General features: G+C 71.2%; 22 protein-coding genes. 7 read left to right on the top strand and 15 right to left on the bottom strand.

Annotated elements, in window-relative coordinates; all coding sequences use genetic code 11:
- Positions 1-15: 15 nt before the first annotated feature.
- The 3 genes from C6W10_RS33850 to C6W10_RS33840 form a co-directional block, all read right to left on the bottom strand.
- A complete protein-coding gene (locus C6W10_RS33850) occupies positions 16-654 on the bottom strand; it encodes a copper resistance CopC family protein (protein WP_107263097.1) in 639 nt (212 codons plus the stop codon).
- A 276-nt stretch (positions 655-930) separates the two neighbouring features.
- Positions 931-1,203: a superoxide dismutase gene (locus C6W10_RS33845; protein ID WP_107263096.1), complete on the bottom strand. Its 273-nt coding sequence runs from the start codon at positions 1,201-1,203 to the stop codon at positions 931-933.
- A gap of 6 nt (positions 1,204-1,209) precedes the next feature.
- On the bottom strand, positions 1,210-1,824 hold the full coding sequence (locus C6W10_RS33840) for a superoxide dismutase (protein ID WP_107263095.1): 615 nt from the start codon (positions 1,822-1,824) through the stop codon (positions 1,210-1,212).
- 416 nt (positions 1,825-2,240) lie between these two features.
- On the opposite strand from C6W10_RS33840, the gene C6W10_RS33835 reads away from it, so the two are divergent.
- Positions 2,241-3,470 carry a TIR-like protein FxsC gene (locus tag C6W10_RS33835; RefSeq protein ID WP_159104863.1) on the top strand — a complete coding sequence of 410 codons (1,230 nt, stop codon included), beginning with the start codon at positions 2,241-2,243 and terminating at the stop codon, positions 3,468-3,470.
- A 14-nt stretch (positions 3,471-3,484) separates the two neighbouring features.
- Positions 3,485-7,534, top strand: a complete 4,050-nt coding sequence (gene fxsT, locus C6W10_RS33830) for an FxSxx-COOH system tetratricopeptide repeat protein (RefSeq protein WP_159079351.1) — start codon at positions 3,485-3,487, stop codon at positions 7,532-7,534.
- Here fxsT and C6W10_RS33825 read toward each other — a convergent pair.
- The 3 genes from C6W10_RS33825 to fxsA all read right to left on the bottom strand — a co-directional run bounded on the left by C6W10_RS33825 (position 7,503) and on the right by fxsA (position 10,722).
- Positions 7,503-9,338, bottom strand: a complete 1,836-nt coding sequence (locus C6W10_RS33825) for an HEXXH motif domain-containing protein (RefSeq protein WP_159104862.1) — start codon at positions 9,336-9,338, stop codon at positions 7,503-7,505. The two genes, fxsT and C6W10_RS33825, sit on opposite strands and share 32 nt — an antisense overlap.
- A complete protein-coding gene (locus C6W10_RS33820) occupies positions 9,316-10,464 on the bottom strand; it encodes an FxsB family cyclophane-forming radical SAM/SPASM peptide maturase (protein WP_107263091.1) in 1,149 nt (382 codons plus the stop codon). The genes C6W10_RS33825 and C6W10_RS33820 overlap by 23 nt, the downstream gene beginning before the upstream one ends.
- 96 nt (positions 10,465-10,560) lie before the next feature.
- Positions 10,561-10,722: an FxSxx-COOH cyclophane-containing RiPP peptide gene (fxsA, locus tag C6W10_RS33815; RefSeq protein ID WP_159104861.1), complete on the bottom strand. Its 162-nt coding sequence runs from the start codon at positions 10,720-10,722 to the stop codon at positions 10,561-10,563.
- A gap of 233 nt (positions 10,723-10,955) precedes the next feature.
- Between fxsA and C6W10_RS33810 the strand changes: the two genes are divergently transcribed.
- Complete coding sequence (locus C6W10_RS33810; protein WP_107263089.1) at positions 10,956-11,552, top strand: VanZ family protein; 597 nt, start codon at positions 10,956-10,958, stop codon at positions 11,550-11,552.
- Positions 11,553-11,691: 139 nt separating this feature from the next.
- The gene (locus C6W10_RS33805; protein ID WP_159104860.1) at positions 11,692-12,717 is read left to right on the top strand and encodes a phosphotransferase enzyme family protein; all 1,026 of its coding nucleotides are present in this window, start codon (positions 11,692-11,694) and stop codon (positions 12,715-12,717) included.
- A gap of 17 nt (positions 12,718-12,734) precedes the next feature.
- Here the strand turns inward: C6W10_RS33805 and C6W10_RS33800 are convergent, their stop codons facing one another.
- The 6 genes from C6W10_RS33800 to C6W10_RS37665 all read right to left on the bottom strand — a co-directional run bounded on the left by C6W10_RS33800 (position 12,735) and on the right by C6W10_RS37665 (position 18,741).
- Positions 12,735-14,738: a cell wall-binding repeat-containing protein gene (locus tag C6W10_RS33800; protein ID WP_159104859.1), complete on the bottom strand. Its 2,004-nt coding sequence runs from the start codon at positions 14,736-14,738 to the stop codon at positions 12,735-12,737.
- Between the two features lie 172 nt (positions 14,739-14,910).
- On the bottom strand, positions 14,911-15,831 hold the full coding sequence (locus C6W10_RS33795; RefSeq protein ID WP_107263086.1) for an acetyltransferase: 921 nt from the start codon (positions 15,829-15,831) through the stop codon (positions 14,911-14,913).
- 612 nt (positions 15,832-16,443) lie between these two features.
- Positions 16,444-17,034 (bottom strand): DUF6346 domain-containing protein, encoded by a 591-nt coding sequence (locus C6W10_RS33790; protein WP_107263085.1) that lies wholly within the window; start codon positions 17,032-17,034, stop codon positions 16,444-16,446.
- Between the two features lie 11 nt (positions 17,035-17,045).
- On the bottom strand, positions 17,046-18,050 hold the full coding sequence (locus tag C6W10_RS33785) for a hypothetical protein (RefSeq protein WP_107263084.1): 1,005 nt from the start codon (positions 18,048-18,050) through the stop codon (positions 17,046-17,048).
- Positions 18,047-18,358: a type VII secretion target gene (locus C6W10_RS33780; RefSeq protein WP_107263083.1), complete on the bottom strand. Its 312-nt coding sequence runs from the start codon at positions 18,356-18,358 to the stop codon at positions 18,047-18,049. The genes C6W10_RS33785 and C6W10_RS33780 overlap by 4 nt, the downstream gene beginning before the upstream one ends.
- Complete coding sequence (locus C6W10_RS37665; RefSeq protein ID WP_159079646.1) at positions 18,355-18,741, bottom strand: YbaB/EbfC family nucleoid-associated protein; 387 nt, start codon at positions 18,739-18,741, stop codon at positions 18,355-18,357. Before C6W10_RS37665 ends, C6W10_RS33780 begins: the two co-directional genes overlap by 4 nt.
- 269 nt (positions 18,742-19,010) lie before the next feature.
- Here C6W10_RS37665 and C6W10_RS33770 point away from each other — a divergent pair, with 269 nt between their 5' ends.
- Positions 19,011-19,748 (top strand): class I SAM-dependent methyltransferase, encoded by a 738-nt coding sequence (locus tag C6W10_RS33770; RefSeq protein WP_107263081.1) that lies wholly within the window; start codon positions 19,011-19,013, stop codon positions 19,746-19,748.
- 37 nt (positions 19,749-19,785) lie between these two features.
- Here the strand turns inward: C6W10_RS33770 and C6W10_RS33765 are convergent, their stop codons facing one another.
- Positions 19,786-20,127, bottom strand: a complete 342-nt coding sequence (locus C6W10_RS33765) for a DUF952 domain-containing protein (protein WP_107263080.1) — start codon at positions 20,125-20,127, stop codon at positions 19,786-19,788.
- 136 nt (positions 20,128-20,263) lie between these two features.
- Between C6W10_RS33765 and C6W10_RS33760 the strand changes: the two genes are divergently transcribed.
- Entirely contained in the window at positions 20,264-21,496 is a 1,233-nt protein-coding gene (locus C6W10_RS33760; protein ID WP_107263079.1) for a cytochrome P450, read from the top strand.
- A 329-nt stretch (positions 21,497-21,825) separates the two neighbouring features.
- Here the strand turns inward: C6W10_RS33760 and C6W10_RS33755 are convergent, their stop codons facing one another.
- Together C6W10_RS33755 and C6W10_RS33750 are read right to left on the bottom strand one after the other, a co-directional pair.
- On the bottom strand, positions 21,826-23,067 hold the full coding sequence (locus C6W10_RS33755; RefSeq protein WP_107263078.1) for a sodium:proton exchanger: 1,242 nt from the start codon (positions 23,065-23,067) through the stop codon (positions 21,826-21,828).
- A gap of 204 nt (positions 23,068-23,271) precedes the next feature.
- Positions 23,272-24,003: a hypothetical protein gene (locus C6W10_RS33750; RefSeq protein ID WP_107263077.1), complete on the bottom strand. Its 732-nt coding sequence runs from the start codon at positions 24,001-24,003 to the stop codon at positions 23,272-23,274.
- Between the two features lie 274 nt (positions 24,004-24,277).
- On the opposite strand from C6W10_RS33750, the gene C6W10_RS33745 reads away from it, so the two are divergent.
- Positions 24,278-25,075 (top strand): putative protein N(5)-glutamine methyltransferase, encoded by a 798-nt coding sequence (locus tag C6W10_RS33745; RefSeq protein WP_234361517.1) that lies wholly within the window; start codon positions 24,278-24,280, stop codon positions 25,073-25,075.
- Positions 25,076-25,103 lie beyond the last annotated feature (28 nt).

The following is a 25,103-nucleotide window of genomic DNA, read 5'->3' as shown; positions in this document are numbered from 1 at the left end:
GTCGGGTGCGACGCGTCAGACGCCAGTTGATCGCCGGCGACGTAGCAGCAGACCCCCGAGCACCGCGACCGCGAGCACGGCGCCGAGAATCACCGCCCACCAGAGCGCGGGCGACGATCCACCACCATCGGTGTTGGTCACTGCGGCGGGCGACGCGGCAGGTGGCGTCGTCGGTGCCACGGTCGGTGTCGGCTCGGCCGTCGGGGTGGGCGCAGCGGTCGGGGTGGGCGGCGCGACCCTGTTGGTGAAGGTGAAGCTGCCCTTGATCGTGTGACCGTCGGCCGAGACGGTACGCCAGACGACCGTGATCGCACCGACGGGCAGCGGCTTCACCTTCTGCGTGATCGTCTTGTCCAGCACCTGCGCGTCGGCGTCGCTGTAGGAGACCTTGTCCGGGCCGGTCACCACCACGGTGGTCCCGGGCTTCTTGATCAGCCCGCTGAAGGTCAGCGTCACCGCGGTCACCGCCTTGCTGACCGTGCTCCTGGCCGCCGGCGACGTACGGCTCAGTTCCGTGTGCGCGTGGGCCGGACTCGCCGGTGAGACGACGACGAGCATCGAGGCGAGCAGAGCGGCAGCGATGGCGAGCAGGCGGTTCGAAGACCCGGTCGATGCCGCCGACCGCCGCCCGCCTGAGAAGAAGTTCCGGGTCACCGTGCCACGGTAGCGCCCCGGCTGTCGTCGAGCCGAGAAGGCGCCCGACGCGGACCGGGGAGGCGACGAGCAGGCAAATGCGCCTCCCTGGTGGCTGTCCTGGTGGCGGATTCGGGACGCTGCTCTACGCGCTCGAATATTCGCGCAGGTCACGACCAACGCCAGCGCAGGCGTCCGCGCGTTCCCGTTACCCACCCGGCCACCTGTGATCCCGCCCGACGGGCCGGAAAGGGAGCCTTTCCGGCCCGTACACGACCGTGATCTGCCCGCCCGCCGCTACCGGCTTCCCGACGGTGGCTGCTCGGCGGCGGTGGCGAGGTGCAGGGCCAGTTCCCGGACAAGGTCGTCCACTGACTCCCCGGACTGCGCCTGCAACAGTCCGAGGGCGAGGTCGGCGAGGAGATAGAAGCCGAGGGTTTTCGCCGCTTCGGTGGGGAAGGCGGCGAGGAGGGCTTCGGCGCCGTCGAGGTCGCCGCGTCGGCGGGCGGCGATGACTCCGGCGGCGCGTTGGACCGTTTCGGCGGCGTGGACCGGGTCGGGGTGGCCCACCGGTGGTCAGATCTTGGGTTGGCTGGTTCGGGTGGCGTCGAACCGGGCGGTGACGTCGGTCCAGTTGACGAGGTTCCAGAGTCGGTCGACGTAGTCGGGGCGGACGTTGCGGTATTGCAGGTAGTAGGCGTGTTCCCAGGCGTCGAAGACGAGGATCGGGGTGGAGCCCTGGCCGACGTTGCCGTGGTGGTCGTAGACCTGTTCGACGATGAGGCGGCGGCTGAGTGGTTCCCAGGCCAGGACGCCCCAGCCGGAGCCCTGGACGCTCTTGGTGGCGGCGGAGAGCTGTCCGGAGAACTTGTCGAAGGATCCGAAGTGTTCGTCGATGGCGGCGGCGAGGTCTCCGTCGGGGCGGTCGCCGCCGTCGGGGGAGAGGTTGTTCCAGAAGATCGAGTGGAGTACGTGGCCGGAGAGGTTGAACGCGAAGGTCTTCTCCAGCCCGACGAGGGTGCCGTAGTCGCCCTTGTCGCGGGCCTCGGCGAGTTGGTCGAGGGCGTCGTTGCTGCCCTTGACGTACGCGGCGTGGTGCTTGCTGTGGTGCAGTTCCAGGATCTCGCCGGACATGGCGGGTTCGAGGGCGCCGTAGTCGTAGGGCATGTCGGGGAGCGTGTAGACGGCCATCCGGAGCTTCCTTCCCAGTTCTGCCAAGAGAGTGCTCCTGCCACACTATGGCAATAGTGGCGGTCGAGGTAGCGGTCTGGCCGTGAGCCCAGGGAACTGCGCGGGCGGCGCTGGTCGACGACGCGTTCGAGGGATCCGGCGGGGCGCAGCCGGATGCCACGGGTGGGTATGCCTCATCCCACGGATCACCCGGAAGGTCCACATCGGTCCGGCGCAAGAGCGATTCCTGATCCCGCCGATCAACCTCTTCTTGATCCGTTTCAGTTCGTTCTTTCACCAGCCGTCATTGATCAATTCGTGTACCCGTACCCGGTGACCGGACCCTCTATACTCGGCGCCACGACCCTCCCCAGTACACAAGGATGGATCACCAATCCAGATCCGCCCGGCCACGGGCCAAGCACCTCGGAGGTCAAGTGCTCTACTTCTTCCTCAGTTACGCCCGAGGTGACGAGGATGAACTTGTTCAGCGCTTCTTTCAAGATCTGAGCACCGAAGTGCGGCTACTGGCCGGTCTGCCCCGGGACGAAGTGGTCGGCTTCGTCGACCGGAGCATCCGGGTCGGCGAGCGTTGGCCGAGGCAGCTCTCCGAGGCGCTCTCCACATGCCGATCTTTTCTTGCACTGATGTCGCCGCGCTATTTCCAGAGCCGGTCCTGCGGTCAGGAATGGCAGGTGTTCGCCGACCGGGCACACCGCTACGAGTCGGCGGCAAAGGTCGACTCGTCGCTCCTCAAACCACTCATGTGGGTCCCCACCGCCCCGCCGAAGATGCACCGGGTCGCCGAGCCGATCCAATACTTCTCCGACCGGCTCGGCGACACCTACCGGCAGTTGGGCATCCGACAGCTCATGCGACTCCGGCGGCTCGAGGACGACTACCGCGCCTTCACGTTCGAACTGGCCGAGCAGGTCGTCAACAGCGTCGAGGCGCACCAGCTCACCGAGGGCGTGGCGGCGGCCGACTTCTCCGCCCTGCCCAGCGCATTCCACCGCAACGTCACGGAGCCCGGCGGCGACTCCGGTCTGGACGACAAGCCGTTCACCACGCACATCGTGGTGGTGGCGCTGCCCCGTCCCGACATGGCTGCCGTACGCACCGAACTCGACGTCTACGGCGACCAGGCCCTCGACTGGGCTCCCTACCGGCCACCGCTGCTGAGCCCCCTCGTCGAGTACGCCTGCAACATCGCGGAGACGCACAGTTTCCGTTCCCGGGTGGCCGGCCTGAACGAGCTTGCCGTCCGGGCGGCGCAGGCGCACCAGCACAACCAGATCATCGTGCTGCTCGTCGACGCCTGGGTGACCCAGGTCGACGAGGTGCAGCGGGCCCTGACGAGCAGGGGCGGCGACCGGGTGCCGATCACCGCCGTGCTCATTCCGAACAGCCGGGACGATCCGGAAACCCGGCGCCGGTGGCCGGATCTGTCGATGGCGTGCCGAGAATTGTTCGGAAAGCTGGCCAACGACGACGAACTCTACCGTTCGGCGATTCCGACCCACATGGCCTTCGGCCACGCACTTCCCGATGTCCTCGAAGCCGCCCGGAACCGCGTGCACAGCGTGGGTACGGTGAAACGCACGCTGGAGGGACCGGTGAGCACCGAACACGCACGGGTGGACGGCCCCTGGATGAATCCGAGCTGACAGAAGGTGTGCAGGTGACATCCGCGAACACGACCACGCCGGAGACCGGTCCCAAGCCTTCCGGCAGCATCATCACGTTCTATTCCTACAAGGGCGGTGCCGGCCGGACGATGGCGTTGGCCAATGTCGCCTGGATCCTCGCCAGCGCCGGCCAGCGGGTCCTCGTCGTCGACTGGGACCTGGAATCACCGGGCCTGCACCGCTATTTCCACCCCTTCCTGCTCGACAAACACCTGCGATCGTCGCGCGGGGTGATCGACATGGTCCGCGACTACGCCGACGCGATGCTCGAATCACCCGCCGACAACGAGGACCCGGACTGGGTCTCGACCTATGCCGACGTGCTGCGCTACGCGGTCTCCCTGGACTGGAACTTCGAGCCGCCGCCAGGGCCGGGCGGAGCGCGCCGCAAGGCCGGCTTTCTCGACCTGCTGCCCGCCGGACGGCAGGATCCGACGTACACGACGGCGGTCGGCACCTTCGACTGGTCCGCCTTCTTCGAGCGGCTCGGCGGGAACGCCTTCCTCGCGGCGCTCGCCAGGAGCATGCGGGACAACTACGACTACGTGCTGGTCGACAGCCGCACCGGGGTCGGCGACGGCGCCGGCATCTGCACCATCCGGCTGCCCGACACCGTGGTCGCCTCCTTCACGATGAACGAGCAGAGCATCGACGGTGCGGTCGCGGTGGCCCGCTCGATCATGCGCCAGCGCGACGACGGGGCGATCCGGCTGCTGCCCGTGCCGATGCGGGTGGAGGACGCCGAGCAGGTCAAGCTCGAGGCCGGCCGGGACCACGCCCGGCGCAGTTTCGCGCCCTTCCTGCCCCGGCTGACCGCCGAGGAGAGCGACCGGTACTGGGGTGACATCGAAATCCCGTACAAGCCCTTCTACGCCTACGAGGAGATCCTCGCGCCGTTCGGGGACCGGCCCCGACAGGAGGGCACCCTGCTGGCCGCGTACGAGCGGCTGACCCGGGAACTCAGCAACGGCCGCGTGACGCAGCTGACCCCGATGGAGGAGCGTCAGCGCCGACGCTGGCTGCCGGCCTTCGAGCGGGTACGCGCCGGCACCGGCACGGACCTGCTGATCAGCTACGCGGCGGTCGACCGGATGTGGGCGGAGTGGATCGCCGGTGAGCTGACCGAGACCGGCCTGCGGGTGGTCATGCGGGAGGTGGACTTCTCCTCCGTCGGCGCGGAGGCGGACGTCAGCGGGCCGGAGGGCGCGGGGCAGATCATGGTCCTGCTCTCCCAGGACTACGTGCAGTCCCCCAACGCCGCCGAGCTGTGGAACAAGACCATCGACCGGGAGCCGATGGACAGCCGCCGCTACCTCGTCGCGGTCCGACTCGACAACGCCCGGGTGCCCGTACCGTTCGTCGAACGCGACCCGATCGAGCTCGCCGGGCTGGGCGAGGAGCGGGCCCGCGAGCAGCTCATGGAGGCATTCGACCGGCCCCGGCCGCGGCGCCGGGACGAGTCCCTACCCGAGGCGGGTGCCGCGCAACGGCACCGCTTCCCCAACTCCGAGCCGCCGATCTGGAACGTACCCCCGCGCAACGTCGCCTTCACCGGCCGCCGGGCCCTACTGGAGGACATTCGCAACCGGTTGTCGGCCGCGGAGACCGTGGTGATGCCGCAGGCGCTGCACGGCCTCGGCGGCGTCGGCAAGACCCAGACCGCCCTGGAGTACGCGCACCGGTTCCGCGCCGACTATGACGTGGTGTGGTGGATCTCCGCCCGGCAGCCGAGCGTGGTCCGCGCCTCACTGGCGGAACTCGCCGAGCAGCTCGGCGTGGCGGCCGGCAGCAGCGTCTCCGAGCGGGTGACCGACGTGCTGAACGCGCTCCGCCGTGGCCAGCCGTACCGGCGGTGGTTGATCGTCTTCGACAACGCGGAGGATCCGGCGGAGCTGCGGGAGATCCTGCCGCAGGGTCCCGGACACACCCTGGTGACGACCCGTAACCAGGCGTGGGCCGAGAAGGCGAAGACCGTGGAGGTCGGGGTCTTCAGCCGGATGGAGAGCATCGCCTTCCTGCGTCGGCGGGCGAAGCATCTCTCCGAGTCCGAGGCCTCCGTGGTCGCCGAGCGCCTCGGCGACCTGCCGCTCGCCGTCGAGCAGGCCGGGGCCTGGCTGGCCACCACCGTCGAGCCGGTGCAGCAGTACCTGGACCGGCTCGAACGCCAGTTGCCGCAGATGCTCTCCGAGGAGCTGCCACCCGACTACCAGGAGACCGGCGCGCAGCCGTGGCTGGTCTCGCTGGAGAGCCTGCGCGAGCGGAGCCCCGCCTCGGCGAAGCTGCTCGAGGTCTGCGCGTTCTTCGCCGCCGAGCCGATCCCGATGTGGCTGGTATACAGCGAACGGTTCGTCTCGGTACTGGTGCCGTACGACCCGACGCTGCGCGATCCGGTGCTGATGGCGCGGGCGATCCGGGAGGTCGGCCGGTACGCGCTGGCCCGTATCGAGGCCGGGCGGTCCGGCGTACGGGTCGACCAGCGGCGGCGAGGCGGCGAATCCGACGACTCCGGGCAGACGAGCATCCAGTTGCACCCGCTGGTTCAGGCGGTGATCCGGGCCTCGCTACCGTCCGAGGAGGCGGCCGGCAACCGCGAGCACGTCCACGCGATCCTCGCCGCGGCGAACCGGAAGGACCCGGACCGCCCGGAGAACTGGAGCCTCTACTCGGACCTCTGGCCGCACATCGTGCCGCCGGGCACGATGGACTCCGAGCAGCCCGAGGTGCGCCAACTGCTCCTTGACATGGCCCGTTACCTCTGGAAACGCGTCGACTACACCACCTGCGAGGAGTTGGCCACCGCCAGCATCGCCCAGTGGCAGCAACGTTTCGGCGCGGACGACCCGCAGACGCTGCTGATGCGCTTCCACCTCGCGAACGCGCTGCGGCTGCGGGCGCAGTACCCGGCGGCGCACGAGATCGACCAGGACGTGCACCAGCGGCTGCTCCGTACCCTCGGCGGCGACCACCCCTACACGCTGATGGCGGCCGGCAGCCTCGCCGGTGACCTCCGCGCGCTGGGCCGCTTCGTCGAGGCGCGCGACCTCGACGAGCAGACCGAGCCGTTGGCCCGGGACGTCTTCGGCGAGTTCAACCCGCTGGCGTTGAACGCGGCGCACAACCTCGCCGTGTCGCTGCGACTCGTCGGCGACCTGCGCCGGGCCCTGCAACTCGACGAGGACACCTTCAACCGGCGCCGGGCCGTACTCGGCGACCGGCACCCCAACACGCTCTACAGCGCCGGCAACTACGGGCGCGACCTGCGCGACACCGGCGAGCTGCGCGAATCGCGCCGGGTGCTGGAGCAGACCGTGGAGGCGCACCGGGAGGTGCTCGGCGAGGAGCACCCGGAGACGCTGCGGGCGATCAAGAACTACGCCGTGACACTGCGGAAGATCGGGGAGTTCGAGCAGGCGCACGCCCTGAGCGCCGAGACGCTGACCCGGTCGCGGCGACTCTTCCAGGGCCCCGACCATCCCGACGTGCAGGCCTGCGCGATGAATCTCGCCTGTGACGACTCCGCCCTCGGCAACGACGAGGCGGCGCTGCGCCGCGCCCAGCCGGTCTACGAGTGGTACCGGCGGATCATGGGCGACAACCACCTCTTCACGCTCGCGTACGGGAGCAACGTCGCGATCTTCCTCCGCAAGACCGGGGAGACAGCCGGGGCGTACGAGCTCAACAAGGACATGGTGCAGCGGTTCACCGCGGTCGCCGGGGCGAACCACCCGTACACGCTGGCCGCCCGGATCAACCTCGGCAACTGCCTCTACCACCAGGGCGACTACGCGGCGGCCCGCCGCACCGACGAGCAGGACTACGAACGGCTCCGGCAACTTCTCGGCCCGGACCATCCCGACACGTTGGCGGTCGCCAACAACCTGGCGACCAGCCTCACCGCCGACGGCGACCGGTCGGCGGCACAGGAGCTGCGCCGCTCGCTGCTACCCGCGTTCCGTCGGGTCCTCGGCGACACCCATCCCAACACCGTCGCGCTGGCCGAGGAGAACCGGCTCAACTGCGATCTGGAGCCGCCTCCGACGTAGCGGCGACCGGCGTACGGCGTGGCTGGACGAGCGGGCCCCAGGTCCGCTCGCCCGCGCCGTCCTCGTCGCAGGTCACCGGCTCCAGCCAGCGGGCCAGCTCCAGCGGGTCCGCCTCGCGGCCCCGGCGGCGCAGTTCCGTGTGCACCGCGAGACAGAGTTCGGGGGAGTCGAGCCGCACCGGGTACCGGTCGTCGCGCTGGCACGCCAGGGTCAGTCCGATCCACGCGTCCAGCGGATCCTCGCCGACCGCGATCTGCGCCCGGTACGCGTCCCGGGCCGCCGCCAGGTCGCCGCCGACCAGCGCGAGGTCGCCGACGGAGAAGCCCGGGTCCGGCTCCCGGCAGAGTTCGGCGAACCGCGCCGGGTCGGTCAGCCCGAGCCGGATCAGGTCCAGCCGGGCGCTGAAGGTGAGCAGCCGCTCCGCCCGGGGTTCGACGCGCACCTCCACCCAGCGGGCCGGGCACGGCTCCCCGTCGGCGAAGAGGTCGGCGAGGCGGAGCACGGCGGCCCGATCCGGCCGGCGGTTGCGCAGCCGCCAGCCCACCCAGTGATCGGCGGCGGCGTCGCGGGCCAACTGCTGCGCCTGCGGCGAGGTCGGCTCGCTCCACCACAGCTCCTGCACCGCTCGCATCGCCGCGAGGAACCGCCGCCCGGGTGCGGTGAACCGGTCCGCCCTGACCAGGGTGTCGTGGGTCCGCCAGACCCGGTCCCGCCAGCGGACGAACTCGGCCTCCGCGAGCTGGGCCGGCCCGCCGGTGAGGACGGCGCGCTGGACCCGCCAGAAGTCGGTGACCGCGAGGAACGCGTACACGCCCTGGAGGACGGCGCCGAGCGGGCGGGGGTCGTCGCGCCAGGGTGCGTAGTAGCGGGGCCGCTCGTCCCGCTGGTACAGCTCGACGACGTCGAGTACGGCACCGAGCTTCGCGTGCTGGAACTCGTGTACCAGGCCGAGCCCGAGGGCGATCCCGTCGGCGGGTCGGGTCATCGCGGTGGCGCCGAAGGCCTCCAGGCTGGTCACGTTCACCCCGGCAGTGCTGTGCGGCGCGTCCAGCGGCACCACCGTGGTCAGGCCGGCGGCGATCCCTTCGGCGTACTGGCGGTGCTGCCGGGTGAGCATCGACCAGGCCGAGGTGAGCGCGGTCTGCCAGTGCCGTACCTCCTTCTCGTCGAGCCGGGTGGCCGCGCCGAGCTGGTGCCGGTCCCGGAACGGGTCCAGGTCGTCCAGGAGCAGCGTTATGCCCAGTCCCTCGCTCTCGGCCCGCAGCGTCCGCACCGCCAACCAGTTCTCGGTGTCCCGCTCCGGTTCGGCGGGGACGGTCAGCGTACCGATGCGCAGGACGCCGTCGCGGTGGCGGACGACGGCCGGTGCCGACGGGTCGACCAGGGCCATGCCCCGGCCCGGCAGCACGAGTGCGCCGTCGCGCGGGGTGAGGGTCAGTTCGAAGTCCAGGCCGGCCCGGACCGCCGCGTCCGCCGCCACGCAGCCGAGATAGTCGACGTCCGCCGGGGCGGGGGCGCCGTCCCGGCCACCGTGCAGCCGCCGCAGCTGTTCGGCCAGCCAGGTACCGAGGTGCGGGTGGGCGAGGGTGGCCGATCCGAGTTCGGGCCGGCGCCGGGTCGCCGCGACCAGGAGCGCGAAGTGCTCGTGTACGCGGCTCTGCTCCGGCAGGCCGTCCAGCAGCAGCCGCAGGTGCAGCATCCGCTTGCTCAGCTGGCCGGCGCGCAGCCGGTCGATGAGCGCCGGGTCGCCCAGACCACGGCCCAGTTGGTCGAGTTCGGCGTCAGCCAGGTGATGCGTGTGCATTCGTACCATCCCTCAGGCCGGTCAGATCACTGCGGAGCCGCGCCACGATGTGGCGGATGAGTCGCTCCAGGTCCGAGCAGTACACCGAGGGGTTGGCGAAGCCGGACGCCGCACGGTAGCGGTGAGGGTAGTAGCCCCCGCCGCACACCAGGTGCACGGCGCACCGCCGGCAGGCGTCGGCAAGTCCCGCCGCTCCGGCCTGGCGCGCGCGTACCTGGGGGTGGTGCATCGCGGCGTCCAGCGGATTGGCGAAGACGGTCAGATCGGTACCGACGGCGCCCGAGTACGTCGACCGTAACGTGTCGACCTGCTCGTATGCGCCGTCCACATTGAACACCACGGTGGCGACGGGGCTCAGCCCCACCGTCTCCGTGCGGCTGGGTGCACCGAACGAGAGGCGGATCAGCTCCTCGAAGAGCCGCACCCTGGTCTCCTGCACGGGTGCGCCGTACTGCCGGTCGAAGACCGCGACCAGCCAGTCACCGTAGCGGGTGGTGCCGGGCCGCCAGCCGGGCGGCGGACGGTCCCAGTGCGCGTGCGGCAGCAGGAAGTCCACCATCGGCGGGTCGTATTCGAGGAGTGCCTCGTAGGTGTGCACCGGGTCGTTCTCGACGTCGACCACGCAGAGGATGCCGGCGAAGAGCTCCGGCCGGGCGCGCAACATCCGCAGGGCCCGGTCCGCCGCCGGGAAGCTGCTGCGCCCGCTGCGGTAGCGCCGGTGCCGGTCGTTGGCGACCCGACCGCCGTCCAGGCTCACCCCGACGCGTACCCCGGCGGCGGCGAGCCGATCCAGGTCGGCGCCGGTCAGCAGCACGCCGTTGGTCTGCACCGCGACGTGCGCGGCCATCCGCTCCGGCAACGCCTCGCGCAGCCGGCCGGCCCACTGGGCCAGCAGTGCGGAGCCGGCGAGCATCGGCTCACCGCCGTGGAACACCACCCGCACCTCGGCCAGCCCGTGCGTGTCGGCATGTTCGGCGATCCGCTCGCACACGCGGTCGAAAACCGCGCTGTTCATGACCGCCGGTGCGCTGCGGGCGCTCTGGTCGGCCAGTTCGTACATGTAGCAGTAGTCGCAGGCGAGGTTGCAGCGCGACCGCAGTTTGACGACGTACTCGCGGAACGGCACCCCTCGCTCCTCCGCGCCGGCGCCCGGCGGCGCGGAGCGGGCGGGCTCCGGCGGCCGGGTCGTGGCGGGTGGTGGAAGAGGCACGGGCGGCATGACCTACATGGCCGAGTTCCACCCGGCCACCACGTCGTGGGGCTCTTCGATGTCTTCGAGGATCCTCCGCAACGAGCCGACGAAGACGGTCTGCGGCAACTCGTTGAGCTTGGCCAGGCTCACGCCGGTCAGATCGACAAGGTCGAAGTGAGCAGTCTCGGCCAAAGGTTCCATGCGACCCACCCTGGGTGATCGGTACTGCCCCTAGCATCCGACAATTCGGCGCATTGCGCCGAAGGACACGCCAATCGCAGAGCAAATGTTAGCGGTCATGGTTTCCCGGCGGCGGCCCGAGAGCCCAATGTGGGACGAGGCGACCCGGACCGGCGGCCGGTTGGTCGGGTCAGCCGCCGGAGGCGCGCCGGGTAGTTTCACGGTCGGACGGAAGCGGAGGCGGCATGCTCAGGGGCTGGCACGGCTGGGTCGGCACATTCACCGGCGTGGTACTCATCACGGTGGCCGTACTGCCGTTGGCGGCGCTGACGGTGTGGGCGCTGGCACGCCGCCGCAGGGCCGCCGGCACCGAGCCGGCGTGGGCCTGGCGGATGTCGCTGGCCGAGGTCGGCATCGTCTACGGCACGGTGCCGTGGGTATGGATGATCATGTTGCCGGGTGACCGGGCCGGCACCGTCTCCGGTCGGGTGAGCCTGGTACCACTGGTCGACCTGTTCACGATCGCCGCCGCCGGGCCGCTGACCGCGGCGGGCCAGGTGATGGGCAACCTGCTGGTCTTCGCGGCGCTGGGCTTCCTCGCCCCGCTGCGGTTCCCGGCGCTGGCGTCGGTACCGCGGATCCTGGCGCTCGCTGCGGGCTGCTCGGTACTGGTCGAAGCCGCGCAGTACCTCCTGCGGCTGGACCGGGTGTCCTCAGTGGACGACGTACTGCTCAACGCGGCCGGCGCCGGCCTGGCCCCGCTGGCGTCGCGTCGCTGGTGGCGCGACACCGCCGAAGCGTCGTCGGGGCTGCCCCGATCGGCGCCGGCACCGGAATCCTGAGTCGTGCGGGCGGTGATCAGTAGGCCCCGGCTGCCTCCTTGCACCGGCGCTGCCGGCCCGCTCTCCACCCCGCTCGGCCACCACCGCAGGTTTCCCTGGCGGGACATTTGGTCCCCTCATAGGCTCACTCGACATGCGCGTGACCCACTCCCTCCTGCACGCCGAGGACCTCGCCCGGCTCGTGGAACGGGAGTACGCCATCGCGGCGCCCGTCAGGGTGAGCTTGCTGAACCGCGGCTTCAACGACACCTATCTGGTCGCCGACGTCGAGGGCGGTCGCCGCGTGCTGCGGGTCTACAACCGAGAGAAGTACTGGATCCACTCCGAGTCCGACCTCCGTTTCGAGCTCAGCCTGCTTGAGCACCTGGCCTCGGCCGGGCTGGGCGTCATCCGCCCGTACCAGCGGACCCTCGGCGACCGGCTCGGCCGGCTGACGGCGCCCGAAGGCGAACGATGCTTCGCGCTGTTCACCCACGCGCCCGGCACGCCGCTGCACGAAGGCACGCTGACCGTCGAGCAATGGCGCGAGTTCGGCTCCTACATCGCCCGGATGCACCTGGAGATGGACCGCTTCCTCACCAGCCACCACCGCTACCACCTCGACGAACGCATCCTCGTCGAACGGCCGCTGGCCAGCCTGGCACCCTATGCCGGCTCGGAACGGGCCGCGGCGGACCTCGACGAACTCGGCAAGCTCGGCGAGCGGCTGACCGGCGAGATCCAGCGACTCCGGTCGATCGACGGCGCATACGGGATCATCCATGCGGACCTGCACCGGGGCAACACCAACATCGACGGCGACGGACGGTTCGTCACCTTCGACTTCGACCACTGCGGGTTCGGGTTACGCGCGTACGACCTGGTCGCCCTCTATCGCGGGCCCGACGCGCCGGAGGAGGATCGCGAACGCTGGGCAGCGGTCCTCGCCGGCTACCAGCGGGTCCGCCCGTTGAGCCGGAGCGAGGTGGCCGGCTTCCCCGTACTGGCTGCCTGCCGGGCGATGTGGGACATCGGTGATTGGCTCGGTGCCGCCGACCGTACCGGCGACGCCTGGATGACCGAAGCGGTGCTCGCCAGGCTGCTGACGGACGTCCGCAAGGCGGAATCCGATCCCACACCCCGGCCCGCCGCCGAGCAACCGAACAACGGATCAGGCGACGGGTAACGCCGCAGGCGCTCTCGTCACAGTGGACCCGATGGACGACGCGGGAGCCCGAGGTCGAGCGGCCCGGCCGGGCTCGTGACGGTCGTGCGGGTACCGGTCGTTCCGCCCTCGGTGCGCAGGTAGCCGCCGGGACCGCTGATCCGGGCGCCGATCCCGTCGGCCAGCGCGGGGGTGACGACCGCGGACGAGCCGAAGACGTAGCCGGTGGAGATGGCGGCCCGGTAGGTGTCCAGGTATTCCCGGGTCGGCGCGCTCAGCGTCGTCGCGTTGCCGGCGGTGAGCAGCAGCGGCGCCCTGAGGGTACCCATCAGCGCGGCGCCGGCCAGCGCGTCCGGCCAGTTCGTGCCGGTGGCCACGCCGACGACGTCCCGGCCGCCCGCGATGTCGATGCCGTCGAAGTAGCGGTACGCCACCTGTTGCGCGGTCTCGTAGCGGTCGAAGCCGAACGTCTGCCGGGGCGCGTACTCGATCATCGCCGTGCTGGCCTGCATGCCGATCGTGTTCAGTTGCCAGCGGGTGAAGCCGTGGTCGTCGAGGTACTTGCGGGTGACGGCCGGCAGGGTGGTGTCGTTGGTGAGCAGCAGCACGGTGCCCTGGCCGCCGACCCGGGCGGGCATGTTGTAGGCGCCGGCGAGCGCACCCGCGGCGAGGGCGTCGGGGAAGTCGGCGCCGGTCGCGGCGAAGACGGTGATCGGATCCGGGTCGATCGCGTTGGCGATCTCCACCGCCGTGCTGTAGCGGTCCGGCCCGGAGAGCCGGCGTACCCGGTAGCCCGCCGCCTCGACCTCCGCCTGCACCTCGGCGGAGACGGCACCGGTACTACCCAGCAGGTACACCGTCTTGTCCGGGGCGAGAACCCGCACCATCTCGGCCCTGGTGGCCGGGTCGAGGGCGTGCGGGGAGGTCAGCAGCAACGGTCCCTGCTTCGCCGAGGCCAGTACCGTGCCGCCGAGCGCGTCGGCGAACATGTCCGACCGGGCCAGCACCACGGTCTCGGCCCGGCTGCCCGTGGCCGGGTTGTCGCCGACGCCGCCCCAGTGGGCCCGGGAGACGGCGACGGCGGTGCCGACCCGGTCCGCCCCGGCCAGCCGGACCACGGACTCCTTGCGCCGCGACTGGTACGCCGGCACCCCGGACAGTCCCGGCACCATCGCGTACCCGGAGCCTTCCGGCCGCACCGTCGCCACCCCGGACCCGTCGCTGAAGGCGATCCGGGAACCGGTGGGCGACCAGACCGGATGGTCGTGGTCGACCGGGTTCGACGTCACCTGGACAGTCCTGCCGTCACGCAGGTCGTAGACGAAGATCTGCTGGTGGCTGCCGTCGGAGCGGACGAACGCCAGCCGGATGCCGTCCGGCGAGATCGCCGGGTTGGCGGCGTTGTCGACGACCTTTCGCTGGCCGAGGGCGTAGTCCCACATGCCGACCCACGGTTCCCCGACGAGCCGGCCGCCCTCGTTCGGCTGCGCCTGGAAGACGAACCCCCAGTCCACCCCGGTCGCGTCCGGGTTCAGGTAGTGCCGGCTGTCGTCCGGTGAGTGGACGAACTGCTGCGGCCAGGACGACTCCTTGAGCGGGTTGCGGTTCACCGCGATCTGCCACGGCTTCGCCGACGACTCCTTGACCGCCATGATCAGGCCGAGGCCGAACTTCCAGTAGCTCGGCGAGGCGTACCTGCCGCCCGGGTCGGCCGGCGGAACGGCGACAGGAGTCCTGGGCGAGTCGTAGCGGAACCTCTTGACCTGCTGGTCCGCGCCGACGTACACCGCCTCGCTGCCGTCGGGTGCCCACGCGACGTGCTGGACCGCCTCGGAGACCGTCACCGTGCCGCCGGTGTCGAACCGGACCGTGTTGCTGCCGTTGCTGGCCGAGAGCACCGCCTCCTCGACGGCGGCGGCGGGCTCGGCGCGGTTGACGGCGGGACGGGCGCCGGCCGGGGCCGGCACGACCAGCACCGCCGTCGTACCGACGGCGAGCGCCGAGGCCAGCACGAACAGTCGACGAGAACGACGTGGAGGCAAGGGGGCTCCTGGTTGCAGACGGTCCCGTGCTGCCCGGACCGGGCGCGCTCCGCATCCCGTGGGACGGTACCGGCAGGAAACCTTAGAGCTTCCTGACCGGGTACCGCTGCCCCATTACGGGCGGGAAGCCGAGCCGATAGGCCGATGGCCGACGCGATCACCCGGCCAGCGGTCAGCCGGTCCGGGCCCCGTCCGGTGTGTCGGGCGTCGACGCCGGTACGAAGACGACCCGGGACCGCACCTGGCGGAACCCGGTCCGCTCCAGTTCGGCGAGTACGCGTACCCGATGGGCGTCCACGTCCGCGATCACCTCCCGGGCGCCCCCCTCGGCCAGCACCCGGACCGCCTCGGCCAGCAGTTCGCCCCGGACGGCCTCGTCGAGCAGGCCGAGGTAGCCGATGATCGGATAGCAGGCGTCCCCGGCCGTGCCGACCAGCCCGACCGGGCGTGCGCCGTCGAGCGCGATCCGCCAGTTCCCGGCCGGACTGTCCAGCCAGGCCAGCGGGTCGGTGGCCAGGTCGACCCCGGCGACCGCCCGGGCCACCTCCCGGCCGGTCAACACGTCCGGCTCGACGATCCGGGCGACCAGGGCGCCTATCTCCGCCGCGTCGGCGGCCGGCCGGAACGTGTACCGGCCGGAGGGCGTCGGCAGCGGGGTACCCGTCCACGAGCAGCGCAGCCGCTCACCCTGCTCGACCAGGCCGGCGAGCCGAGCCGCCGCCATCGGCGCCTCGACCACGGCGAGTACCTCGGGCCGGCGTCGCCAGTGTGCCGGCAGCGCGGCGTAGTAAATCAGCGGACCGCCGAGCGCCCGGTGGGCGGCGTGCAGCAGCGCGGCGCCGACCTCCGGCTCGGCGGCCAGGTCGAACCGTTCCAGCCACGGTGCGCCGACCGCACCGGGCAGCAGTAGCCAGGCAGCCCGGCCGACGACCCGGCCATCTCTGAGGGCGACCCAGGTGCGCTCGGGGCGGTAGCCGCCGCCGGCCAGCCCGTCGGCGTAGCCGACCTGGCGCAGTTGGGGCAGTGGATCGGGCATGGAGTCGAAGAGACTTTCCTCGCCCGCGACGAGCGGGCGGACGACCAGATCGGTCATGGCGTGATCCTCGCAGAAAGCGGGCGCCCCGCTCAGATCCGCGTGAACGCCGGTGCGCGGAGGGGGCGCAGAACATCGGACATTGTTCTGACCTCCTTCCGGCTCGTCGGCGTACCGGGAAGTTAGCGGGGCGCAGCTGCCGGCCGCAACGCAATTAGCCGTCCTCCGGGCAGCCCCCGGGCGGCTGGTCTGATCGGCGGGAAAAACGGCCCTCGGCGGATTGCCGGCGACGGCTCGGGGAAGTCCGAGGGTCGGCAGGTGGGGAGGTGTGTGCCCGATGGGTCGTGGATCGAGCAGCAGCGACGGTGTCGCGGGACGGCTCAGGGCGGTTCGGAACCGTACGAAGCGTCGGCGGTTCCGGTTCGCCAGGAGGGCCGAGGAGTTGGCAGCCCAGCTCGGGGTACTGATAGGGCGGAAAGCCGTCAAGGCGGGACGGAAACGCCCGCGCAAGACCGAACGGGGTGGCCGGCACGTGACGCGCAGTGCGAGTGCGCAGACTCGTACGGTCAAGTCGACGCGGGTCAGCCGGCGGCAGGGCCGGAAGATCGGGCGCGGCCGCAAGCGGATCCGCCCCGGTTGAGCGGGATCCGCCCCGGTTGAACGGCCGTCGCGTCACCGCTTCCTGCGGAAGCGCAGCACCTCGCGCATGAGGAGCACCCCTACCAGGGTGGGCAGCATCGCGAGAGCGCCAAACCCGTAGCCGATCCATTCCAGCCACGGTCGCGGTGCCACGTCGGCGCGGGCCAACTGTCGACTGCTGCGGTTGTATCCCAGGTCCCCGACCCGCACCGTCTTACCGATGTCCGCCGAGTTGAAGACCACGCCGATCGTCATCCCCTCGATCTCGGTGCCCTCCCAGACGACCTTCACCTGGCAGCTCTCCCAGTAGCCGAAGCCCCGGTTGGTGACGGGACCTCGCTCGACGCACGAGCTGACCGTGGCCTCGCCCTCGCGATCGGCGTCTGCCATGTCGTTGGCGGACATCCGGCCCAGCGTGACCCCGACCCCGAGCAGGCCGGCAGCCAAGGCCAGTACGCCGAGGGTGAACAGCAGTGACGACAGGAACCCGGCCTTGCGTTGCACCACCTGCGCACCGAGCGCCGGTACGTCGGCGTTCCGCTCGGCCTCCTTCCGATCGAGTTCTCGCTCCTGCTCCTTGATTTCGGCGAGACGTTTGGCGATGCGGTCGTCCAGCGGTTCCACAATGCCTCCCGTCAGAGCGGAAGTTCGATGGGTGTTGGGGTCGGGTTGTCTCCGCGCAGTGTATCCCCGGCCTGACCCGTATTCTGTGCGCCGTTCGTCTGGCTCGCGGAACGGGCGGTGTTCTGGGCTACCTTGTCGACCGTGCCGTAAACCGCAGTATGGCCCCGACCGATCGTGTCGAACGCCCCTCTGAACCCGCTCATACCGCTTCCGCCGGCCTCTCCCACGGCCTGGAGGCGGAACGCCTCGAGCAGCAGGGTGCCGTTGTTGGCCTGGCGAATCTGGGCCAGGATGCCGTTGCACCTGCCGGCGATCATGCTGATGCGATTGATCGCCTCGAAGAGACGCTCAAGCAAATTCAGGATCTTGCTGCTGGCCTTGCCGACCAGGATCGCAACCTCGGCAGCGACTTTGGGAATCAGCACCACGGTGAGGGCCTGGACCGCCTTGGAGATGCAGGCTCCAACAACCTCCGCCACGATGTCGCGGATGGTGTTACGGATGATGCCAACCATGGCGCCGACGATGGTAGTCGCCTTGCTCATGGCGTCGGCAATCTTGCCGAGAGACTGCACCGACTCCGCATGGGTTCGGGCGCGCTGCCGGTAGGCTGCCGCTGCCTGCGACGTCCAGGCCGCTGTGCTCCGGTTGACCTCGTCGACGAAGAAGTCAGTGGCCTCGTAGATGCGCTGCTCGATGTTGTACCAGGTTTGGGCGTGCCCTTCGATCGCTTTCGGGTCGCCGGCGAGCTTGTCCAGGGGTTCCCGGAGGAAGCTGACGTGCTCCATCAGCCAGCCGACACCGGCGGCGAAGACTGCCTGGAGCGGGTCCATGATCGCACCAATGGCAGAGAGGCCGCCCGCCAGGGCGTTGCCCCCAGCACCAAGCCAATCTCCGCCCCTCAGGTTGTCCACCACGCCGCAGGCCGACTCGAAGATGCCGGCGCCCTCGTACCCCTTCGTCTCGCCCTCGGGCGCGACGACGGAGGCTCGGGTGAAGGCCGCGTCCGTACTCATCGGCCGCCCGCCTCCTTGATCCGGGTCGCCGCCGCACCGTCGGTGATGTCGACGTTGTCGGCCAGCGCGCGGAGCAGCTCCGCCAGGTGGGTGGTCGCGTCAGCCCCGTTGCGGATCTCCGTCAACGCGTAGTCGGAGAGCGGGTCGATGATCGGGAGGAAGAGCGGGCTGCACAGGACGCCGTAGACCTCGTCGTGCAGGCTGACGTACTCGGCCCCGGCGGCGGCCTCCCCGCACATCCGGCCGGCCTCCTCCACCATCTGGGCATGCTTGCGGACCTCGGCCGTCGACAGTCTGATGTCGCTCATCGGTGGTCACGCTCCTCGTCCTCCGGCGGTTCCGGAAACTGCTTGGTGTATGCGCCGCCGATGAAGGAGGCGGTCTCGGAGCCCGCGCCGTAGAGGCTGCTCACCACGGCGACCATCTGCTGCGCCATCTTCGCCTGGGCGCGCCGGCTGGTGTCGAGAATGATCGAGGCGAGTTCGTCGGCGGAGAGTCGCATCGCCTGGTTGCTGAGGCGTAGTTCGGCCATCCCGCCCGACGAGTCGACGGTGACGACGGCTTCGCCGCCCCGTGACTCCACAGTCGCCCTGTTCTGTTCCATCCGCTGACTGAGCTCGGTGGTGAGTGCCGTCTGCTGCTCCACACGCCGCTGCCAGTCGACGAGCATGCCTTCCGGGTCCCCCCGCACAAGTCCTCCCTCGGTGGCTGTCGCGGGTAGTTTAGACAAATCCCGCGAGCCCGAAATCCCATTGACATATCTAGATGGCTGCGGGGTCGTCCGCACGGGCGGCGGCTCCGGCTCTCGACCACCGTCCACTGTGTCGCGTTTCCGCCTGGCGTGCTCCTGCTTGGCGTGCTCCTGCCGGAAGGAGCGAGCGGCACGCCGCCGTCGTACCGGGCGGGGGCCGGGGGGCCGTGCGATCATGGCGTCGACCGACCCGACGGTGCGGAGGCGGCATGTCCCAGCAGTACGACTCGATCGGCGAACTCTACGAGCGGGCCAAGCACCTCCCGATCGGGCAGGCCGAAGAGAGCACCCTACGGTCCGCACTCCCGGATCTGGCCGGCAGGTCGGTGCTGGACGTCGGCTCCGGAACCGGCTTCTATCCCCGGCTCTTCAGCCGGCTCGGTGCCGTCCGGGTGATCGGGGTGGACGCGTCGCCGGAGATGGTGGCCCATGCCCGCCGGGTGGAGGCGGACGATCCGCTCGGCATCAGCTACCAGGTACACGACGCCGCGGCGCTGCCGAAGCTCGGCGAGTTCGACGTGGTGACCGCCGTCTGGCTGCTCGGTTACGCCCCGGGCGAGGCGGCCCTGGACGGCATGCTCGGCCAGCTGGTGGCGAACCTCGCGCCCGGTGGCACCCTGCTCGTGCTGGTGCCCAACCCCGACCTGGACTGGGCGCGGCTGGACATCTTCCCGCGCTACGGGATCACCGCCACGAAGACGGCACCCTCGCACGGTCGGCAGGGCTATGCCGTGCACATCGACGGGGAGCCGCCGATCGACTTCGAGGGCTTCTCCTGGCCACCGGGGGTCATCGAGGCCGCCCTGGACCGGGCCGGTCTGGCCGACGTACGCCGGCATCCGCCGGTCGTCGCCGCGGACCTGCTCGCCGAACGCGGCCCGGACTACTGGGCCGACCTGCTGGCGAACCCGACGTTCGCCGTCTTCACCGCCGTCCGTCCCGGCTAGCCGACCCCGCCCCGTCCCGCAGCCGCACGCCGAGGGGTCAGCCGGGCGGCATCACGAACCGGCCGTCGACGGTCCGCTCCAGGGGCGCCACCGCCACCACCGCGTCGAGGTTGATCGGACCGTAGATGTGCGGGAAGAAGATCCCCGGCTCGACCTCGTCGTCGCGTACCGGGGAGGAGAGTCGGTCCGGGTCGATGTGCAGCAGCAGCAGCGGACCCGCGTCCGCGTAGGCGGCCTCGGCCACGCCGAGCACCTGACCTCGGCGGGAGGCGTGGATGAACCCCTCGTCGGCGAGGCTCCGCCCCCGGGTCGAGACCCGGTAGTCGCCGGACTCCTGCGCCGCCGCCCAGTCCGACGCCTCGGCGATGTGGAAGATCACTCTGGTGACTGTACCGGGACCGACCGGTGGCGCCGGTGGATTGCCGGACGGTGGTCCATCCCTGGTGGTCGGAGGCGGTCCGGTCCCTGATCGTCGGAGCCGGTTTAGTCGCGGTGCGCCGGGGCAAGGAGGGCAAATGTCTCCGCGTCCCGGTCTCCTCGCCGACAACACGCTGCGGCTCGCCGTCGAGGGCTACGGCTGGCTGCCCAACCTCCGCCGCCGTCAGCAGGCCGAGGTCGTCCAGACCCGGCTGCTGGGGCAGCCGGCGGTGGCGTTGCGCGGCCCGGAGGCGGCCCGGTTCTTCTACGACGAGGAGCACGTCCGGCGGCACGGGGCGATTCCCGGGCCGGTGCAGGACACCCTCTTCGGCCGGCGTGCGGTGCACACCCTCGACGGCGCCGACCACCGGCACCGCAAGGCGATCTTCACGTCGCTGCTCACCCCCGACGCGATCACCACCCTCCAGGGGTACGCCGGCACGGCGTGGGACGAGACCGTCGACCGCTGGCCGTCCTGGCAGCCGGTCGTACTCTTCGAAGAGGTCAGCCGGGTCCTCACCCGGGCCGTCTGCCGGTGGGTGGGCGTGCCGGTGGCCGAGCCGGAGGTCGCTCCGCTGGCCGCCGACATGGTGGCGCTGGTGGACGGCTTCGGCAGCCTCGGCCCCCGGCACTGGCGGGCCCGGCAGGCGCGGGGCCGGCGGGAACGCTGGCTGGCCGAGCTGGTCGAGCAGGTCCGGCAGGGACGGCGGGCCGTCGACGCCGGGTCGGCTTTCGAGGTGATCACCCACTACCGGGGTGCCGACGGCGAGCAGCTCGATCCCCGGCTCGCGGCGGTGGAGATCCTCAACCTGGTCCGGCCGACGGTGGCGGTCTGCTGGTTCGTCAGCTTCGCGGCGCACGCCCTGCACCGCTGGCCGGACCTCCGGGAGCGGCTGCGTTCCGGCAGCAGCGAGTACGTCACGGCGTTCGGGCACGAGGTCCGCCGCTTCTATCCCTTCGCGCCGTTCGTCGCCGGCCACGCCGTACGGGACCTCAGCTGGCGGGACGTACCCATCCCGGCCGGCTCGCTGGTGATGCTCGACCTGTACGGGCAGAACCACGACCCGCAGCTGTGGCCGGACCCGTACGTCTTCGACCCGGAGCGGTTCCTCGGGCGGGAGATCGGCGCGTTCGAGCTGGTACCGCAGGGCGGCGGCGATCCGCGTACCGGCCACCGCTGTCCGGGCGAGACGACCACCGTGGCGCTGCTGGACGTGCTCGCCAGTCGGCTGGCCGAGCTGGACTACCAGGTACCCGAGCAGGATCTCAGGATCTCGCTGAGCCGGGTACCGACCCGGCCGCGCAGCGGCTTCGTCCTCGTCCGAGGCTGACCGCCGGGTGCGGCGGCGCCCCGTTTGGCCGCCCCGATCGGGGGAAGCCAGCCGCCGGAGGATGGGGCCGGCTGCGGTGCCCTCGTCGGCGGAACTGGGAGGCTTGGGATGGCTGGTCGGGACGAACTTCATGACCTTCGCCAACGCGCTCACGAGGCGGGCATCGAGGGCAGCTCGAAGATGAGCGAGCAGCAGCTGCGGGAGGCGTTGAAGAAGGTCGGCAAGGGAGCCGAGCCGATGGTCGCCAAGCAGGAGGCCAAGGGCTACCTGTAGCCGAAGCCGAGGTACGGCCCGGGCGGGGATCCGCTCGGGCCGTACCCGTGCGCGGTTCAGGACTTGGGTCGGGCCCGGCCGGTCGGCCAACTGGCCCGGACCAGGGCGGGCAGTTCCCGGCGGTGCCGGGCCAGCAGGAACGCGGCGAGGACGGCGTACACGACCGCGACGCCGTACCGGACCGCCTGGGTGGGTATCGCGAACTGCACCGCGAAGAGCAGGAACAGCAGCGCCGCCTCGACCCGGGAGATCCGCAGGTCGGCCAGGACGGCGACGCCGAGCAGGGTCTGCGCGGCGGTCAGGTAGAGCTCCTCGGTCTGCCGCGCGTCGAGTTCCAGGCCGGCGAACTCACCGCCGCCGAGGTAGAAGGCGATCGGCAGGCAGGCGATCAGCAGGGTCCACTGGTTGAGTTTCGCCGCCAGCAGCGCGCCCAGCCCGTCGTCGGCCCGGCCGCGCAGCGCGAAGGCGATCGCCACGATCACCTCCGGGGCCTCCGAGGCGACCGGGGCGAGCCACTGGACGAGCAGGAACTCGTCGATGCCGAGCGCGGTACCGGCCTCGACGAGCGACTTGCCGAACGGCTCGGCGGAGCTGAGGATCACCACCGCCGCCGTACCGAAGAGCGCGGCGACGGTCAACCGGCGGCGCCTCGCCGGCTGGCGGGCGAGGGTGGCGGAGACCCCGACCAGCGACTCCTCCGCGTGCTCGGTACGCCCGATCCGGGAGAGGTAGAGCCCGAACAGGACGCCAAGGACGATGCTGTCGTACCAGGCCAGCCGGCCGGTCACCGGGATCACCAGGGCGTAGATGGTGGCCACCAGCAGATAGATCGTCTCGGTTCGGCGGTGCCCGGAGAGGCTGACCCCGGTCCGGTCGCCGCGCTGGCCGCGCCGGCGTACCGCCCAGATGGCGGCGAAGACCAGCAGCGGCCAGGCGATCCCGATCAGCAGCCGGTTGGCCCCGGTCATGTTGGCCAGCGCGAAGGCCGCGAATTCCGGGTCGGAGCCGGCGGCGAAGGCGAAGTAGATGTCGATCGCGTACTCCGGGAGGACCGCGACCAGGGCGAGCAGTGCCAGGGCCAGGCTCCCCGGCAGGTCGACCCGGGCCACCTCGGAGGCCCACATCAGCAGGGCCACCGCGGAGAGCACCGCCACCCCGAAGACGGCCATTCCGGCGACCGCCGGCAGGTGGACGCCGGCCAGCCGCATGGCGACGGCCGGGCTGGCCGCCAGCACGGCGAGCCCGACCCGGGTGGCCACGCCCCGGGCGGACACCGTGACATCCAGTCCCACCCGCACGCCGTCACCCCCGCCTGGCATCGAGCCTGCCGGACCCCACGGACGCGAGGGGGCAGAATTGCCGAGATGGTCGGTCCGGTTGTCGGTCCTCCGGCCGGGTGGTGCCGTTCGGGACGGAGCTGCGCCGGCTCCGGAGGGGACAGCCGGGGACCGGCCCGGGGACCGGGCCGGTCCCGACGGCCTACCGGGCGTGAGCGGCGACCGTCACCAGCGCGGTTGCGCGATGTCCTCGACGGTCGCGCCGGCCGGTGGGGCGAACGCGCTGCCGTCGACCTTTCCGGAGTACTTCACCAGCTCGATCGCGGCCTGCTCGCCACTGTCCGTCCGGCCGGCGAAGGCGGCCAGTACGCCGGACTCGGTGACGCAGACGGTGAGCCTGTCGAGGGTTCCCTCGGTGCCGCCCCGCGGGTCGCTGACCCCGGTGACGTCGGCGCAGAGCGTCTCCTGTCCGGCGATCCTGCGCTCGGTGGTCCGCACGTCGGTGTTCGGCACGATCGCGGCGGCGGCGACCAGGCCGAGCGCCAGTTCCGGGGTGACGAAGCCGGGACCGGCGACGGCGGTGACCATGCCGGCCTCCGGGGTGGTCGTGGCGGCGGTGTTCGGACTCTTCTGGCAGGCACCGTCGGAGCAGATGATCATGTATTCCGGTGTGTGGACCAGCCGACCGCCCGGGGTGCTCAGCGCCGAGTTGGGCGGCTGCTGGCTGAGGATCACGGTCTCGGTCTCCCGCTGGCCGGCCTCCTCGCCGACGATCCGGTATTCGGCGGTGAAGGTGAGTTGGGCGGACCGGCCCAACCGGTCGGCGAAGCTGCCCAGCGTGTTGGCCGTGTCGACCGCGTTCTGAACGGTGTCGACGACGCCACAGCCGGCGCCGAGCAGGACGAGTGCGCAGAGGGCGACGAGGCGCCCGGCGAGGTGGTCACGAGGCGGGGTCATGCCGAGTACTGTGCGGCCGGCGGCGACCGCCGGCCACGCTCCGCGACCGGGACGGCACGAATCCGGGAGATCCGTCGCCACTGCCCACGGTCCCGGCCGTACCGCCGCCAGGTGGGGTACCTTGAGGGCCTCGTTCGTGGCGACCAGAGGAGGTGGGACCGATTTCCGTGTCGATCGGCCGGGCGCTCCCGTCCTCCGGACCGGTGCCCTCCCCGGGGCACCTCGGGCCGCGCTAGCCGGGAGAGCGCCCGCAGGCGTTCCGAAGGGCTACCCGTTGTCAACACCCATCTCCGGTCCCGTCTCCACACCGGACGGCGCGGACGTCGTCCGTCGGCTCCGGGCCGCCGGCTGTGTCTTCGCCGAGGACGAGGCCGAACTCCTGACTACCGCCGCCCGGAGCCCGACCGAACTGCTGGCCATGGTCGAGCTGCGGGTCTCCGGGCTGCCGCTGGAACACATCGTCGGCTGGGTGGACTTCTGCGGGCTGCGGGTCGCCGTCGACCCGGGAGTCTTCGTGCCGCGCCGCCGTACCGAGCTGCTGGTCCGTCGGGCCGCCGCGCTGGCCCGGCCCGGGGCGACGGTGCTGGACCTGGCCTGCGGCTCCGGTGCGATCGGGCTGGCGGTTGCGGCACTGGTCGGCGACGTGACGCTGTACGCGGTGGACGTCGAACCGGCCGCCGTCCGTTGCGCCCGGCGCAACCTCGCCGCACTCGACGCCCAGGTGTACGCCGGTGACCTGTACCAGCCCCTTCCGTCCCGGCTGCGCGGCCGGATCGACGTGCTGGTCGCGAACGTGCCGTACGTGCCCAGCGCGGCGGTCGAGCTGTTGCCGCCGGAGGCGCGGCTGCACGAGCCGCTGGTGGCGCTGGACGGCGGACGTGACGGTCTCGACGTGCTGCGCCGGGTGGCTGCCGGAGCCCGCGACTGGCTCCTCCCCGGCGGTCACCTGCTGGTGGAGACGGGCCTGGAGCAGGCGGAGGTGGCGGCGGACGTGTTCGACCGGGCCGGCCTCGATCCGGCGGTGGTCACCGACGACGACCTCCCGGCGACGGTGGTGATCGGCCGCCGCTGACCACCGCCCCCCGCAGACCGCATCACCC

This window comes from Plantactinospora sp. BB1 (assembly GCF_003030385.1).
Classification (GTDB): Bacteria; Actinomycetota; Actinomycetes; order Mycobacteriales; family Micromonosporaceae; genus Plantactinospora.
The sequence above is the reverse complement of the archived record's forward strand: the minus strand, read 5'-3'. Positions and strand labels throughout refer to the sequence as shown.